Annotated in this window: 12 protein-coding genes; 9 read left to right on the forward strand and 3 right to left on the reverse strand. The window is 62.9% G+C overall.

What is annotated here, in order from left to right:
- Positions 1–202 precede the first annotated feature (202 nt).
- From KHO30_RS37480 to KHO30_RS37515, 8 genes are all read left to right on the forward strand, one after another.
- Positions 203–2056 (forward strand): EAL domain-containing protein, encoded by a 1854-nt coding sequence (locus KHO30_RS37480; RefSeq protein ID WP_211703938.1) that lies wholly within the window; start codon positions 203–205, stop codon positions 2054–2056.
- 200 nt (positions 2057–2256) lie between these two features.
- Positions 2257–3243 (forward strand): LacI family DNA-binding transcriptional regulator, encoded by a 987-nt coding sequence (locus KHO30_RS37485; protein ID WP_054037826.1) that lies wholly within the window; start codon positions 2257–2259, stop codon positions 3241–3243.
- Positions 3240–4514 (forward strand): AGE family epimerase/isomerase, encoded by a 1275-nt coding sequence (locus tag KHO30_RS37490; RefSeq protein WP_054037828.1) that lies wholly within the window; start codon positions 3240–3242, stop codon positions 4512–4514. Before KHO30_RS37485 ends, KHO30_RS37490 begins: the two co-directional genes overlap by 4 nt.
- A 5-nt stretch (positions 4515–4519) precedes the next feature.
- Entirely contained in the window at positions 4520–5437 is a 918-nt protein-coding gene (locus KHO30_RS37495; RefSeq protein ID WP_093644791.1) for a carbohydrate kinase family protein, read from the forward strand.
- Between the two features lie 134 nt (positions 5438–5571).
- Positions 5572–5802: a hypothetical protein gene (locus tag KHO30_RS37500; RefSeq protein ID WP_093644793.1), complete on the forward strand. Its 231-nt coding sequence runs from the start codon at positions 5572–5574 to the stop codon at positions 5800–5802.
- Between the two features lie 61 nt (positions 5803–5863).
- Positions 5864–6109 carry a hypothetical protein gene (locus tag KHO30_RS37505; protein WP_054037832.1) on the forward strand — a complete coding sequence of 82 codons (246 nt, stop codon included), beginning with the start codon at positions 5864–5866 and terminating at the stop codon, positions 6107–6109.
- Between the two features lie 195 nt (positions 6110–6304).
- The gene (locus KHO30_RS37510) at positions 6305–7288 is read left to right on the forward strand and encodes an ion channel (RefSeq protein WP_211703939.1); all 984 of its coding nucleotides are present in this window, start codon (positions 6305–6307) and stop codon (positions 7286–7288) included.
- A 227-nt stretch (positions 7289–7515) separates the two neighbouring features.
- A complete protein-coding gene (locus KHO30_RS37515; protein WP_211703940.1) occupies positions 7516–11103 on the forward strand; it encodes an indolepyruvate ferredoxin oxidoreductase family protein in 3588 nt (1195 codons plus the stop codon).
- A gap of 81 nt (positions 11104–11184) precedes the next feature.
- Here KHO30_RS37515 and KHO30_RS37520 read toward each other — a convergent pair whose 3' ends face one another.
- Positions 11185–11886: a copper homeostasis protein CutC gene (locus tag KHO30_RS37520; protein ID WP_211703941.1), complete on the reverse strand. Its 702-nt coding sequence runs from the start codon at positions 11884–11886 to the stop codon at positions 11185–11187.
- A gap of 77 nt (positions 11887–11963) precedes the next feature.
- Positions 11964–13232, reverse strand: coding sequence for a sensor domain-containing phosphodiesterase (locus KHO30_RS37525; RefSeq protein WP_093644803.1), 1269 nt, complete (start codon positions 13230–13232; stop codon positions 11964–11966).
- A gap of 383 nt (positions 13233–13615) precedes the next feature.
- Between KHO30_RS37525 and KHO30_RS37530 the strand changes: the two genes are divergently transcribed.
- Positions 13616–15271: a Na+/H+ antiporter gene (locus KHO30_RS37530; RefSeq protein WP_200651896.1), complete on the forward strand. Its 1656-nt coding sequence runs from the start codon at positions 13616–13618 to the stop codon at positions 15269–15271.
- A 92-nt stretch (positions 15272–15363) separates the two neighbouring features.
- Here the strand turns inward: KHO30_RS37530 and KHO30_RS37535 are convergent, their stop codons facing one another.
- Positions 15364–16671 (reverse strand): solute carrier family 23 protein, encoded by a 1308-nt coding sequence (locus tag KHO30_RS37535; protein ID WP_054037841.1) that lies wholly within the window; start codon positions 16669–16671, stop codon positions 15364–15366.
- Positions 16672–16757 lie beyond the last annotated feature (86 nt).

Genomic DNA, 16757 nt, shown 5'->3' on the forward strand with positions numbered 1-16757 from the left:
GCTTTTTTGTTATTTCACGCTCAAACGCCTTTGCTGTCGCCTCAGCCGGATGGCATAGGCAAAGTCCTGGCCGTGGCAACACCCGCCGGCAGCGGGCCCGAGCCGCGACGCACCACCCCGGTGCAACGCTTCACTAAAACTTCACTTAACTCCTGGCTGGATGAGTCGATAAGACGAAGGTCGATCGCTACGCCTAACTGCCATGCAACCTCGTTCGCCCTCCCGATCCGCTACGCCGCGCATCGAGGAGTTGATCGCCCGGCGTGACTTGTCCGCCGTATTCCAGCCGATCATCGATTTCGACGACGGTGCGATCCTCGGCTACGAAGGTCTGATCCGCGGCCCCGCCGGCACACCGCTCGAAACGCCGTTCGCCCTGTTTTCGCAAGCGCTCGCCGAGGGCTGCGCGCTTGAACTCGAGCAGGCCGCCGCGCGCACCTGCATCAACGCGTTCGCGAAGCTCGATTTCGACGGCAAGCTGTTTCTCAATTTCAGCGCGGGCGCGATCCTTCAGTTGGCCGACGCGCAAGAAGACACACTCGCGCTGCTGCGTCATCGCGGCGTCGATCCGCAACGGATCGTGATCGAGCTGACCGAGCAAAGCACGATTCTGGATGTCGCCAGTTTCCTGCCGGTGATTTCGACGTTGCGCGCGGCCGGCGCGCAGTTCGCGCTCGACGATTACGGCACCGCGAACGCCAGCATGAATCTTTGGGTGCGCCTGCAACCGGACGTCGTGAAGATCGATCGCTTCTTCATCCACGGCATCGCCAGCGACTCGCTGAAATTCGAGGCCGTGCGCGCGATGCAGCACTTCGCCAACGCAAGCGGCGCGCGGCTGGTGGCCGAAGGCATTGAAGACGAAGCGGATCTGATCGTGGTGCGCGACATGGGGATCGGCTGCGGGCAGGGGTTTTTCTTCGGCCGGCCGCATGCCCAGCCGGCCAGCAGCGTCACCGACGACGCCCGCGACGCACTACGCGCCGGTCACATCGCCGTATTTCCGGAAACCACGCGCACAGCAAGCAGCGCGTCACCGTCGGGCGGCATGGCATCGGCGAAGATGATGGTGCATGCGCCCGCGCTGCCGCGTCACGCGACCAACAACGACGTGCTCGAACTGTTCAACCGCCTCCCCGATCTGCATGCGGTAGCGGTGGTCGAAAACGACGAGCCGGTTGCACTCATCAACCGCCGCAGCTTCATGGACCGCTACGCGCTGCCTTATCACCGCGAGCTGTTCGGCAAGCGGCCGTGCCTGCAGTTTGCAAACGCGTCGCCGGTGATCATCGAGCAATCGATGACCGTCGAACAGATGGCCAAGCTTCTCGCCAGCGACGACCAGCGCTATCTCGCCGACGGCTTCGTCATCACCGACAACCACGGCAAGTACGCCGGTCTCGGCACCGGCGAGAAGCTGGTGCGCGCGGTGACCGAAGTGCGCATCGAAGCCGCGCGCTACGCGAACCCACTGACCTTCCTGCCGGGCAACATCCCGATCAGCTCGCACATCGCCCGCCTGTTGGGTCACGACGCGGGCTTCTACGCGTGCTATGTCGACCTGAACCACTTCAAGCCCTTCAACGACCAGTACGGCTACTGGCAAGGCGACGAAGTGCTGAAATTCGCCGCCGCCGTCCTCGCCGACGTCTGCGACCCGACCCGCGATTTCCTGGGTCACGTCGGCGGCGACGATTTCCTGATCCTGTTCCAGAGCGAGGACTGGAAGGAGCGCGTACTGCGCGCGATCCACCTGTTCAACGAAGGCGCGCAACGCTTCTACGCGCCCACGGACCGGCTGGCCGGCGGCATCCACGGTGAAGACCGGCGTGGCAATCCGACCTTCTTCGGCTTCGTGACGATGGCGATCGGCTGTGTGCGCGTCGAGTCGGACGGCGGGCCGTCGTTTTACAGCAGCGAGGAAATTGCCTCCGTCGCAGCGCTGGCGAAGCGGCGCGCGAAGCACGAGACAAGCGGCTTCGTGCTGATCGATGCGGATGAGAGCGTGGCGCTGTTACGAGGGCAAGCCGACATGGCGGCGCTGCCCGTCGACTGAGTGCACTGGCGCGCCGAGGGCAACGTCCACGCTTTGTTTAGTTTATTTTACTAAACAACATAAATCAGGCCAGCGGCGCTTCCTACGGGTATTTCCGGGTATGGATCACACGTTTCCGAGACTGGTTTAGCGACGTTTTACTATACAATCGGCCGAACCCAAACACCGTGCGGCCGCCCCACTTGCGGCCGCTTCATTCGATGGCCACAACCATCCGCGACGTCGCCCGCGCGGCCAGCGTGTCGATCGGCACCGTCTCACGCGCGTTGAAGAACCAGCCCGGCCTTTCCGAGGCCACCCGCGAACGCGTGGTCGAAGCGGCGCGGCAACTCGGCTATGACGCAGCCCAATTGCGTCCGCGCATCCGCCGCCTCACCTTTCTGTTGCACCGTCAGCACAACAACTTCGCTGTCAGCCCGTTCTTTTCGCACGTGCTGCACGGCGTGGAAGACGCGTGCCGCGAACGCGGCATCGTGCCTTCCGTGCTGACCGCCGGTCCGACCGAAGACGTAATCCAGCAGATGCGCCTGCATGCGCCGGACGCGGTAGCGATCGCCGGTTTCGTGGAGCCCGAGACGCTGACCACGCTGGTGGCGATGCAGCGCCCGCTCGTACTGATCGACCTGTGGGCACCGGGCCTGCGCTCGGTGAATCTCGACAACGCCGCGGGCGCCACGCTCGCCATGCGGCATCTGTTCGAACAGCAGCGCAAGCGCGTCGCCTTCATCGGCGGCTCGCTTGCGCACTTCAGCATCGCCCAGCGCGCGCTCGGTTACCGGCGCGCGTTTTTCGAAGCAGGCCTGCTGTTCGACCCCTCGCTGGAACTCACGATCGACGCCGGTCTCGATCCCGACAGCGGCGCCGCGCGCGCGATGCACCAGTTGCTCGACGCGCCCGGCCCGCGACCCGACGCCGTATTCGCCTACAACGACGCCGCCGCGCTCGCCGCGCTGCGCGCGTGCCTCGCACGCGGCGTCCGCGTGCCCGAGGACATCGCGATCATCGGCTTCGACGACATTCCCGCCGCCGCTCATGCCACGCCGCCGCTGTCGACCATTTCGGTCGACAAGGAAGCGCTCGGCCGGCGCGGCGTCGAGTTGCTGCTTGAAGACACACCCGCTGAACTCGAAGTCCGCTTGCCCGTCCATCTCATTGCCCGTGCCAGTACTTTGGTAAAAACGCCATGACGCAATCCGATCCGCTTCACCCCGCTAACGGCGCCGCCGCGGCGCCGCCCGTCGACAGCTTTCGCAGCCGCGACTTCCTGCTCTCTCATGTGCAGGACACGCTGAAGTTTTACGCGCCGAACGTGCTCGATCCGAGCGGCGGCTTCTTCCATTTCTTCCGCGACGACGGCTCGGTCTACGACAAGACCACGCGGCATCTGGTGAGCACGTGCCGCTACGTTTTCAACTACGCGATGGCGTATCGCCAGTTCGGCGACCCGCAGCATCTCGAGTACGCGCGCCACGGTTTGCGCTTCCTGCGCGACGCGCATTGGGACGCTGAGCACCAGGGCTACGACTGGGAGCTCGAATGGCACGACGGCCGCAAACGCACGCTCGACGCGACGCGTCACTGCTACGGCCTCGCGTTCGTGCTGCTCGCGTATTCGCATGCGGCGATGGCCGGCATCGAGGAAGCGAAGCCGATGATCGGCGCGACCTTCGAGTTGATGGAACATCGCTTCTGGGACGCCGCCGCCGGCCTCTACGCCGACGAAGCGACGCCCGACTGGCGTGTCAGTTCGTACCGCGGTCAGAACGCGAACATGCACACCACCGAGGCACTGCTGACCGCCCACGAGGCAACCGGACACCTGGTCTATCTCGATCGCGCGGAACGGGTGGCGTCGAACATCACGCTGCGCCAGGCGAAGCTGTCGCAAGGTCTCGTGTGGGAGCACTTTCACGCGGACTGGTCGGTCGACTGGCATTACAACGAGGAAGACAGTTCGAACATCTTCCGTCCGTGGGGTTTCCAGCCGGGACACCAGACCGAGTGGGCCAAGCTGCTGCTGATTCTGGAACGCTATCGCCCGTTGCCGTGGCTGCTGCCGCGCGCGATCGAACTATTCGACGCTGCGATGACGCATGCGTGGGACGAAGACCACGGCGGCCTCTACTACGGCTTCGGCCCCGATGGCACCGTGTGCGACCACGACAAGTATTTCTGGGTTCAGGCAGAGACGTTCGCCACCGCGGCGCTGCTTGCCAAGCGCACTGGCAACGAACGCTTCTGGGACTGGTACGACGAGATCTGGCGCTACAGCTGGGCGCATTTCGTCGATCACAAGTACGGCGCGTGGTACCGCATTCTCACGTGCGACAACCGTAAATACAGCGACGAAAAGAGTCCCGCCGGCAAGACCGACTATCACACGATGGGCGCGTGCTACGAAGTGCTGGCGCACGCACTGCCTGACGGCGCGGCCGCTGCGTCCGAATCCGCGGAGTAAGCAAAATGAGCAACTTGAACGCGAACACCGAATTCCCCTTCTTCGTCTCGGCCGGCGACATCCTCACCGATCTCGTGCGGACCGGCGCCTCGCAATGGCTCTCGCGTCCTGGCGGCGCCGGCTGGAACGTCGCACGCTGCGTGGCGCGACTCGGCTTGCCGACTGCGTGCGCCGGCTCACTGGGCGTCGACAATTTTTCCGATGAGTTGTGGAACGCGAGCATCGCCGCAGGACTCGACATGCGCTTCATGCAGCGCGTGGAGCGTCCGCCGCTGCTGGCAATCGTTCATCAAACGCATCCGCCTGCGTACTTTTTCATGGGTGAGAACGGCGCCGATCTGGCGTTCGATCCGGCACGCTTGCCGGCTGGCTGGATCGGCCAGGTGAAGTGGGCGCATTTTGGCTGCATCAGCCTGGTGCGTCAGCCGCTTGGCGACACGCTGGCCGCGTTGGCCGCCGAGTTGCGCTCGCGGGGAGTGAAGATCAGTTTCGATCCGAATTACCGGAATCTGATGGAGCACGACTACGAGCCCACGTTGCGGAAGATGGCCGCGCTGGCCGATCTGATCAAGGTGTCGGACGAAGATTTGCGCATGCTGTTCAAGACAGACGACGAGGCCGGCGCGCTTGCACAGCTGCGTGCGATGAATCCGGCCGCCACCGTGCTGGTCACGCGTGGGCCGGAGACGTCCATGTTGATCGACGGCGCCATGGTGGTGGAGGCTCGGCCGCCACGGGTGGAAGTAGTCGATACGGTTGGAGCTGGGGATGCGTCGATTGGCGGTTTGCTGTTCAGCTTGATGACGGCGCCGCAGCGAGCGTGGCCGGAGCACCTGGCCTTTTCTCTGGCCGCCGGCGCCGCGGCGTGCCGCCATGCCGGCGCGCATGCACCTTCTTTGGATGAGGTGGTGGCGCTCCTGTAGTTTTTTTGCCTTGTGCGGCGCGTATTGTTGTCGACACCGGTTGCCAACATCGGGCGCCGCGCAGGCGAAAAACCGAAGCCCGGTCATCGTGCTAGGATGAAAAAATCCAACCCTTTGGAACAAGGAGCGTCGCCATGGATGACATCACCTACACCAAAGGCATCTACACGGCCACCGCGTCGATAAGAGAAGTACAAAGCGACACGTGGCAGGGCACGGTCACCCTTTCCCGCGACGACGGCGACGCAAGCACCGACCAGGAAACCACGGTCTACGAAGTCGAAGCCACTTCGTCCACGCCCGAGGAGGCGCTCGAGGAAGCCAAGGCGCTCGCCCACCGCATCCTCGGGGAAATCGAACTCTAGGCAACCCGGCGCCGCGCCCATCACGCTGCGCCACTCCTGAATCAACCGGCTGGAGGCGATCATGGCTGAACAGCTCTTCCTCTACGGCGTGTATTCGATTCACGTCCGCCCTATCGAACTCAACGGTGCACGCTGGGACGCGGAATACGAGATCCGGCATCGTGAGAAAGCGGTGAAGTCGTGGACTACCGTCGGCGGCGACAACGGCTACGCGGACGAAACCGAAGCCGTCGCCGCAGCGCACCAACAAGCGGTCGACGACATCGAACACGGCGCCGGCATTCCGAAGCCACGAGCCTTTCCGTAACCGCAAAACAGGCGCATCAGGCGGCGCGCACGCGCGAAGCGCGCTTAGCAGCGGCACACGCTGGGCGCAACCCGAATCGCGCTAAACGCCCGGTCCGGACGCCGCCTTCACCGCCTGCGCGGCACGCCGAAAATCACCTTTAGCACGCGAGGCGGCGTGCTACGCTTTGCGCGTTTTCATCCTCACGAGCACGCGATGGCTACCGAACCGTCAGACCGCTTTTCCGCCATCGGCGACACCGAAACGGAAGCCGAGGCACAAGCGCGAAAACATCGCCCGCGCGGTAGCCGCGAGATGCGCCTGGATGATCGCGTGGTCATTGCCCACGGCATGCCGACGCCGCTCTGGCAGGATCTCTATCACCGTGCGCTCGTCGTCCGCTGGCCGATGTTTTTTATCTCGCTCGGCGTCCTGTTCCTGCTGCTCAATATCTTTTTTGCCGCGCTCTACATGCTCGGCAACGCGCCGATCGCCAATCAGTTTCCGTCGGGCTTCGGCGGCGCATTTTTCTTTAGCGTCGAAACACTCGCGACGGTCGGCTATGGCGACATGCATCCGCAAACCGTCTACGCGCACTGGGTCGCGACGTTTGAAATCTTTGTCGGCATGTCCAGCATCGCCTTGGCGACGGGGCTGATTTTCGCGCGCTTCTCCCGACCTCACGCAAAGATCATGTTTGCCCGCTACGCGGTCGTGCGGCCGCTCGACGGCCGTATGACGCTGATGGTGCGCGCGGCCAACGCGCGCCAGAATGTGATCGCCGAAGCGCGTGCGAGGCTGCGCATCATGCGTCTGGACACCACCGTCGAAGGTTTTACGCTGCGCAAGCTCTACGATCTGACGCTGGTACGCGACCAGCATCCCGTGTTCAAGCTGGGCTGGGTCCTGATGCACGTCATCGACGAAAACAGTCCGCTGTTCGGCGAGAACGCCGAAACGCTCAAAGGGCGCGACGCGTCGCTGCTGCTTACGCTTGAAGGCGTCGACGAATCGACCTCGCAGACCATGCAGGCGCGTCACATGTGGCCCTGCGAGCAGATTCTCTGGCAACACCGCTTCGTCGACGTCATGCGTGAGGAGAACGGCGTGAGCCACATCGACTACTCGCATTTCGACGAGGTCGTACCGCTCGATTCGACGCCTGTTGCCGCGTCTGTGGCGAAGGCGCCCGCGCCGTAAAAACAGGACTGAAACGCACCAGGGCATACCCGAATCCGTCCGTCGCGTGGCAGATCCATCTCAAAACTTCATTAAAACGCGCGAGCCGTCGCGCTGTTTCGCTGAACGCGTCGCCAAGTAGAAAAAATTCACTCCAATTGGCGCTAAAAAATAGAGTCTCTTTCGCCGCGCCGCCTTTTGTGGCCCCCACCCCACGGCGCGCGGACGCAAAATTAGGAGACTCACCCATGACCGCTCGCCTGCCCATCGACGGCACGCCCGCTCTCGCCGACTACAAGCTGTCCGATAACCTCACCGCCACGCGCGGCCGGATCTTCCTGACCGGCACGCAGGCGCTGGTGCGCCTTGCGCTGATGCAGCGCGCCGCAGACCGCGCGCAGGGCCTGAACACGGCCGGCTTCATCAGCGGCTATCGCGGCTCGCCGCTCGGCATGGTCGACCAGCAGTTGTGGAAAGCGAAGAAACTGCTCACGGCGAGTGATATTCGTTTTTTGCCGGCAATCAACGAAGAACTGGGTGGCACCGCGGTGCTCGGTACGCAGCGGGTGGAATCGGACCCGGAGCGCACCGTCGAAGGCGTGTTCGCGATGTGGTACGGCAAGGGCCCTGGCGTGGATCGCGCGGGCGATGCGCTGAAGCATGGCAACGCGTACGGCTCGTCGCCGCACGGCGGCGTGCTGGTGGTGGCGGGCGATGACCACGGCTGCGTGTCGTCGTCGATGCCGCATCAGAGCGACTTCGCGTTGATGGCCTGGCATATGCCGGTGGTGAATCCGTCGAACATTGCCGACATGCTCGAGTTCGGCCTGTACGGCTGGGCGCTGTCGCGTTTCTCGGGGGCGTGGGTCGGCTATAAGGCGATTTCGGAAACGGTCGAATCCGGTTCGACGGTGGACCTCGATGCGCTGCAGACTGAATGGGCCACCCCACAGGACTTTCAGGAACCGGCTGGTGGCCTGCACAATCGCTGGCCCGATCTGCCGAGTCTGACGATCGAAGCACGGATGCACGCGAAGCTCGACGCCGTTCGTCATTTCGCACGCACCAACAGCATCGACAAATGGATCGCGCCGAGTCCGCATGCGAATGTCGGCATCGTCACGTGCGGCAAAGCGCATCTGGACTTGATGGAAACGCTGCGCCGGCTCCATCTGACGGTCGCCGATCTGGAAGCGGCCGGCGTACGGATCTACAAGGTCGGCTTGTCGTTCCCGCTGGAAATGACGCGCATCGACGCGTTCGTGTCCGGTTTGTCCGAAGTGCTGGTGATCGAGGAGAAAGGCCCGGTCATCGAGCAGCAGATCAAGGATTATCTGTACAACCGCACGCAAGGCACGCGGCCGATCGTGGTCGGCAAGAATGCCGAAGACGGCACGCTGCTGCTCTCGTCGCTGGGTGAATTGCGGCCGTCGCGCATTCTGCCGGTGTTCGCGAACTGGCTCGCGAAGCACAAGCCGGCGCTCGATCGTCGCGAGCGCGTGGTCGATCTGGTGGCGCCGCAAATCCTCTCGAATGCGGCGGATAGCGTGAAACGTACGCCGTATTTCTGCTCGGGCTGCCCGCACAACACGTCGACCAAAGTGCCTGAAGGTTCGATCGCGCATGCGGGGATCGGCTGCCACTTCATGGCGTCGTGGATGGAGCGCGACACCACCGGCCTGATTCAGATGGGCGGCGAAGGCGTCGATTGGGCCTCGCATTCGATGTTCACGAAAACGCGCCACGTTTTCCAGAATCTCGGCGACGGCACCTACTTTCACTCCGGCATTCTCGCGATCCGCCAGGCGGTGGCCGCGAACACCACCATCACCTACAAGATCCTCTATAACGATGCCGTCGCGATGACGGGCGGCCAGCCGGTCGACGGCAGCATCTCGGTGCCGCAGATCGCACGTCAGGTGGAAGCCGAAGGCGTGTCGCGTTTCGTCGTGGTCAGCGATGAGCCGGAGAAATACGACGGCCATCACGACCTCTTCCCGAAAGGCACGACGTTCCACCATCGCAGCGAAATGGACACGGTGCAGCGCGCGTTGCGCGATATCGACGGCGTGACCGTGCTGATCTATGACCAGACCTGTGCGGCTGAAAAACGGCGTCGCCGGAAAAAAGGCGAATTTCCCGATCCGGACAAGCGTCTCTTCATCAACGAAGAAGTTTGCGAAGGCTGCGGCGATTGCGGCGTGCAATCGAATTGTTTGTCGGTCGAGCCGCTTGAGACTGCGTTGGGACGCAAGCGCCGTATCGATCAATCGTCGTGCAATAAAGACTATTCCTGCGTGAATGGTTTCTGCCCGAGCTTCGTCACAGTGGAAGGCGGCAAATTGAAGAAAGCCGCGGGCGCCGCGTTCGATCCGGCCGCGCTCGCCGCACGTGTCGACGCCTTGCCGATTCCCGCGACGCATCTCGATGCCGCGCCTTACGACATTCTGGTGACGGGTGTTGGCGGCACTGGCGTCGTGACGGTCGGCGCCTTGATCAGCATGGCCGCGCATCTGGAAGGCAAGAGCGCGTCGGTGCTCGACTTCATGGGCTTCGCGCAAAAGGGCGGCTCGGTGTTGTCGTTCGTGCGCTTCGCCGCGCGCGACGAGTGGCTCAATCAGGTTCGCATCGACACGCAACAGGCCGACGTGCTGCTCGCCTGCGATATGGTGGTGGGCGCGAGCGCCGATGCCTTGCAAACGGTGCGTCACGGCCGTACGCGTATCGTCGTCAATACGCATGCAATCCCGAACGCGACCTTCGTGCAGAACCCTGATGCGACGCTGCATGCCGACGCGTTGATCGACAAGATGCGCCATGCGGCAGGCGACGATCGCATGGCGACGTGCGACGCCCAGGCGCTCGCCACGCGTTTTCTCGGCGACACCATCGGCGCGAACATTCTGATGCTCGGTTATGCCTGGCAACTTGGCCTCGTGCCGGTGTCGTTCGCCGCGATGATGCGCGCGATCGAACTGAACAACGTCGCGGTGCAGATGAATCAACTGGCGTTTTCGATCGGACGCGTTGCTGCGGAAGACCCCGCTGCGCTCGAATCGTTGTGGCAAGCGCGGCATCTGGCGAAGCAGGCGGTGCGCGTCGATACGCTCGACGAACTGATCGCGCATCGCGAGGGCCGTCTCCAGACGTACGGTGGCGCGAGTTATGTGAAGCGCTATCGCGCGCTGGTCGATGCGGCGCGCCGTGCCGAAACCGCGGTCGATGCAAAGAGCGAGAGCATCACGCGTGCAGTGGCGACGACGTTCTATCGTCTGCTCGCTGTGAAAGACGAATACGAAGTAGCGCGCCTGCATACGGATGCGGCCTTCCGCGAAGCACTGGAAGCGCAATTCGAAGGTGTCGCGGGCAAGGACTTCGGCATCAAGTTCAACCTCGCGCCACCGACGCTCACACGTCCTCAACCGGGCGTGAATCCGACCAAGAAGACTTTCGGTCAGTGGATGTGGCCGGTTTTGGGTGTGATAGCGAAATTCAGCGGCTTGCGTGGCACGAAGCTCGATCCGTTCGGCCGCACGCTCGAACGCAAGATGGAGCGCGAACTCGCCAGCGACTATGAAACCACCTTGCAACGCGCGTTCGCGAAGCTCAACGCGAACAATCTGGAAGACGTCGCGAAGCTCGCCGATCTGCATGCACGTGTACGCGGTTATGGTCACGTGAAGCTCGCGAATCTGGCGGGCGTGAAGCGCGGCGAACGCGATCTCGCGGCACGCTTGCAGATTGAAGCAGCGACGAGCGTGTCGGTGAAGAAGTCGCTGGAAGAGATGAAGGGCGCCGGGCAGTTGCGCGGGATTCCGGTGGTCGTCGCGAAGTAATTCTTTCGCTTTGTGGATGAAAAATGCCGCTTCGGGTTGAACCTCGAAGCGGCATTTTTTTGCCTGGTGGTTTAGCAGCGTTCAGCTACGCGTTACGTCCAGCAGCGCTCTCACCTGCGCGACTTTCGCCGCATCGACGGGAGCAAGACCATTGCCGCCAACGCGCACACCCGAACCGAAGTGAACCGCTTGAACTTGCGTCGCACTCACGAAGCCAGCTACTGCATCGATGGTCAAACCCGCGCCCGCCAGCACCGTGCAATGTGAGCCCGACGCTTGCCGTACCAGCTCACGCACGATCAACTCCGCCTGCAGCACAGAAGGTTTTCCGCCCGAGGTCAGCACATTCGTCACGGCATCGAAACCGAGCAGCACGTCGAGCGCTTTCTGCAGATCACGCGTCTCGTCGAACGCACGATGGAAGGTGATCGCCAAACCATCCGCCGCATCGATCGCACGTGTGAGGCCTTCGCGGTCGATCTCGCCATCCGCCGTCAGCATGCCGATCACCACGCCGTTCGCGCCGGCCGCCTTGACTGCGCGCACGTCGCGCAGCATCACGGCGTAGTCATCGGCGTCGTACACGAACGAGCGGCTATGCGGTCGCACGATCACGTTGACGGGCACGGCGCTCGCGGCAACCACTGCTTCGATCAAGCCAAGGCTCGGCGTCAAACCGCCCTCGCCCATCGCGGTGACGAGTTCGAGACGGTTCGCACCGGCCTGCGCGGCAAGCCGGGCGTCGGCAACGGTCGTGGCGATGACTTCGAGTAGGACTGACATGAGCGCGGCCGTAGGTCGTTAAAAACGACATGATCTCAGAACCGCCGCGCGCCCTGCCAATCGAAGCATCCGAATCGCTATTCCTCGACCCAATCGATATCGCCGCACAGCACGCACGTCTGATCACCGACGCGCGTCGCCACCGACAGCGTCACGCACGGCAACGCCTCGTTGATCGACAGATACGGACGCGTCACATGCACGCGCTCCGGCGCATTGATCGCCGCACGGAAATACGGACGACGCAGCCAATTCGCCCCTTGCGCGTCGGCAAGCGGCAAAAAGCGCGTCTCATGCGCCGCGCGATCGGCGCGCAACACGACGTTGCGGCCCGCCTGCTTGCCCTTCGCATCGAGCAGGAAACAGCGCGCGGCATGGTCGAGCGCGAGGAAATTCCAGCACACTTCCTCGAGCGGTTCGCCGGCGGCGAGCCGTTCCGCGGCGCGCTCGAACGCCCGCAGATACGGTGTGAGACGGCTCGCATTGCGGCGCTCGCGCGCTTCGGCCTGGTCGCGATAACGGTCGGTGACTTCGCTGATGCAAGTCGCGGCGTGCGCCGCGTCGGCTGCCCCTGGATTCGGCCGGCCGAAGAAAAACCCCTGCACGAAGTCCGCATCGCAAGCGAGCGCCATCTGCGCTTCATGCTCCGTCTCGACGCCTTCGATCAGCACGAGCTTGCCCGCTTCGTGCAGCAGCGCCACCAGCCCCGGCAGAATCGTCGCCATGTCAGCGCGATGCGCTGCGTGCGACAGCATGATGCGGTCGAGCTTCACGATGTCGGGATTCAATTGCCAGATCCGTTCGACGTTGGAATGGCCCGCGCCGAAGTCGTCGAGTGCAATCAGGAAACCACGCTCGCGGAACTGACGCACCGCGTCGGCAAGACGTTCGAGATCTTCCGCGCGTTGTTCGAGCACCTCGAGCACGATTCGCCGTGGCGAAAGATCGAGCCGCTTGAGATTGGCCAGCAAGGCAGCGGCGAGATACGGATCGGTGAGCGCACCGGGATGGACATTCAGAAACAGCCATTCGCGCTCTGCGCCGAGTACCTTGAAGTTCTCCAGATGCAGGGTCTGGGCGAGCCGGTCGACTTGCAGCACGTCGCCCAGACGCGCCGCCTCGCCGAAGACGTCGAGCGGCGACACGGGCCGGTCGAGCGCATCGTGCGCGCGCAGCAGCCCCTCGTAGCCCACTGCCCGCATATGCGACAGGCTGAAAATGGGTTGAAACACGCTAGTCAACGTCAGCTCGCCATGCTGCACCGAAAAACGTTCGAGCCCCGACGTCACCTCGACGTCGAAGCCGTGCGGCGCGCTGGCCGTCCTTTCCTGTTGCGCAATCGTCATGCAATCCTCTCACGCGAGAGCCGGGCCGGTCCGAACGCGGAAGCGAACAACCTCGGCACCGTTTCTCAAAATGTGCGTCATCGATATTCCTTAAGCAAGCTCCATGCGCACGCTGGCGCACATTCGAATGAAATTTGCATGAAAGATTGCACCGATGAACGAGCCGATGCGCCGCGCGTGGGCGCAGAACGCACCGTTAAGGTGCATTGCCTTACCTGGACGCTTGCCGACCGCTCTCGCGGGACCTTGCGGGGTTAACAATGACGTGACGCTGCAGCGGGCTAAACTTCTGCCTTGTGCCTCACGCGCGCCTCGTGATCGATATGCGGCCGCATCGTCGACGATCGCAGAGGACGCACCGCTATATCTCCAGAAATAGACCGATGGATATTGTCTTTACCGTACTGATTCTTTTGCTCGCCGTCGCCGCATCCGGCATCGTGACCCGGATGATGCGGGTCGCGTTGCCGCTGCCGCTGGTCCAGATCGCGATTGGCGCATTGCTCGCATGGCCGAAGCTAGGGCTGCACGTCACCTTCGATCCGGAAATTTTCATGATGCTGTTCATTCCGCCGCTGCTGTTCGCGGATGGATGGCGAATCCCTAAGCGCGAATTGTTCATGGCGCGCCGCTCCATCCTGATGCTCGCGCTCGGGCTGGTTTTCATGACGGTGCTGGCGGTCGGCTACTTCATCCATGCGCTGGTGCCGTCGATCTCGCTGCCGGTCGCGTTCGCGCTTGCCGCGGTGCTGTCGCCAACCGATGCGGTAGCGCTGAGCGGTATCGCCGGCAAGGGCAAGATTCCTGGGCGGTTGATGCATATCCTCGAAGGTGAGGCGTTGATGAATGACGCGTCGGGCCTTGTCGCGTTGAAGTTCGCGATTGCCGCGGCGCTGACGGGAGTATTTTCGCTGCGCGACGCGTCGATCAGCTTCGTGATCATCGCGGTGGGCGGTCTCGCGACGGGCGCAGCGGTGAGCTGGCTGTTCAGCTTTGTGTCCGCGCATTTTCTGAGTCTTAACGAAGAAGGTGATCCGGCGCCCGGCGTAGTAATGACGCTGCTGATTCCGTTCGCCGCGTATCTGATCGCCGAGCGCTTCGAGTTCTCGGGCATTCTGGCCGCGGTCTCGGCCGGGATGATGATGAACTACGCGAACATTGCGAACGCCGGCCCCGTGTCGTCGCGCGTGCGTGGGAACAGCACGTGGACGATGATCGAATTCGTCTTCAACGGCATGGTGTTCATTCTGTTGGGGCTGCAGTTTCCGCACATTCTCGGCCGCGCGCTGCTCGACGCGCACGAGACCAGCGATGTGGAGGTGTGGCGCTTGATCGGCTACATCGCTGCGGTGGCGGCGGCGCTCTACGCAATGCGCTTCGTGTGGGTGTGGTTGCTGCGCTGGTTCGCGAGCCGTGGCGCTGCGAAGCACGGCATGGCGAGTGCCGTGCCGGGGTTGCGCACGGTCACGGTGACGACGGTGGCCGGCGTGCGTGGCGCGGTGACGCTGGCGGGCGTGTTGTCGTTGCCCGAGATGTTGCCGAACGGTACGCCGTTGCCGGGGCGAGACCTGGCGATCTTCATTGCCTCGGGCGTGATTCTGCTATCGCTGCTGGTGGCAGTCGTGGCGTTGCCGCTGTTGTTGAGCGGCTGGCGGCGGGGTAAGGATCCGCATGCCGCGGAGGAGGCGATGGCGCGCACGATGGCGGCACAAGCCGCGATTCGCGCGGTAGACGAGGTGCACGATAGAGATTGCGCGGATCTGGATGAGTCGGCCTCGGCATACGCGGCGGATGTCACCGCGCGAGTCATGGACATTTATCGACGACGGCTCGCCACACTGGAAGACGAACAGGAGCCACGTGAAATGGCGCGCCGTGCCGATGCGCTTGAATTCCGGATGAAGTTGGCGGCGATGCGAGCCGAGCGGAAGGTGCTGCTTGCGCTGCGCAATAGTCAGGCAATCAATGACGAGACTTTGAACAAGCTCATGCGCGAGGTGGATCTGTCGGAGACGGCGCTGACCGTGCGGAAGCGATAGAGGTAGCGGTCAGCGTTACAACGTGGCGATGGCCTTTTTCTTGATCGCTTGAACTCTCAATCGCAAAAGAAAAAGACCGTCGCCCAGGCCAATCAGGCCACCGGCCCCTGCGCCGGCTTCCTTCTCAAAAGCGCGTACAAAATGATCGCGCCAAAGGTCGCGGTACCGATCCCGCCGAGTCCAAAACCACCGAGCTTCAACGAAAAATCACCGGCGCCCAGGACAAGCGTCACCGCCGCCACGATCAGATTCCGGTTGTCGGAGAAATCGACTTTATTCACGACCCAGATGCGCGCGCCAGTCACCGCGATCAGACCGAACACAACGATCGATACGCCGCCCAGCACCGGCCCCGGAATGGTCTGAATCACCGCGCCGAACTTTGGCGAAAAGCCCAAAACCAGCGCAATCACCGCGGCAATCACAAACACCAGCGTCGAATAGATTTTGGTCACGGCCATCACGCCGATGTTCTCTGCGTACGTCGTCACCCCGGTGCCGCCAGCGAAGCCAGACAGAATCGTTGCGAGTCCGTCGCCGATAAATGCACGGCCGACATAACGGTCGAGGTTCTGACCGGTCATCGCGCTCACCGCCTTGATGTGCCCAAGATTCTCAGCAACAAGAATCACCGCGATCGGCGCAAGCAGGGTCATCGCCTGCATGTTGAAAACCGGCGCCGTGAACTGCGGCATACCGAACCACGCAGCGTTCGCCACAATCGCAAAGTCGATCGGCTTACCCATGCCGAGACCATTCGTTACGATCGCGTAAATCACGTATGCCATCAGCAAGCCGACCAGAATCAGCAAACGCTGCAGCATGCCGCGCGCAAACACCGCGACCGCGCCGACGCATAGCACCGTCACCAGCGCCATCCACGAGTCGAAGTTGCTGCCGCTCACGCCATGCACTGCGATCGGCGCGAGATTCAAGCCGATCACGCAGACGATCGCGCCTGTCACCACCGGCGGCATCAGCGTTTCAATCCATCGTGTGCCGACCGCCGACACGATCAGGCCAATGATCGCGTACACCACCCCGCACGCGATGATCCCGCCCAACGCCACCGGAATGTTCATGTTCGGACCGTGGCCGCCATACCCCGTCACCGCGATCACCAGACCGATGAACGCGAAGCTCGAACCGAGATAGCTCGGCACGCGCCCGCCCACGAGCACGAAGAACAACAGCGTGCCAATCCCGGACATGAAGATGCACAGGTTCGGATCGAAGCCCATCAACAACGGCGCAAGCACGGTCGAGCCGAACATCGCGACCACGTGCTGGATACCCATTGCAAACATCTGCGGCCACGCGAGACGCTCGTCGGTGCCGACAATGCGGCCCTCGGCAGCGTTGGGCTGGGCGCGCCAGCGTGGGAAATAGGAATCTGCCATGGCGGGGGTTCTCCTCTGTCGGCGTTTTAGTGGACGACGCAGCGGAACTGCGCCATCTGGGAATTACGCGCGAGTGTACGGAGAGC

Origin of the sequence: Paraburkholderia aspalathi, assembly GCF_905220735.1 — a bacterium.
Lineage (GTDB): Bacteria > Pseudomonadota > Gammaproteobacteria > Burkholderiales > Burkholderiaceae > Paraburkholderia > Paraburkholderia aspalathi.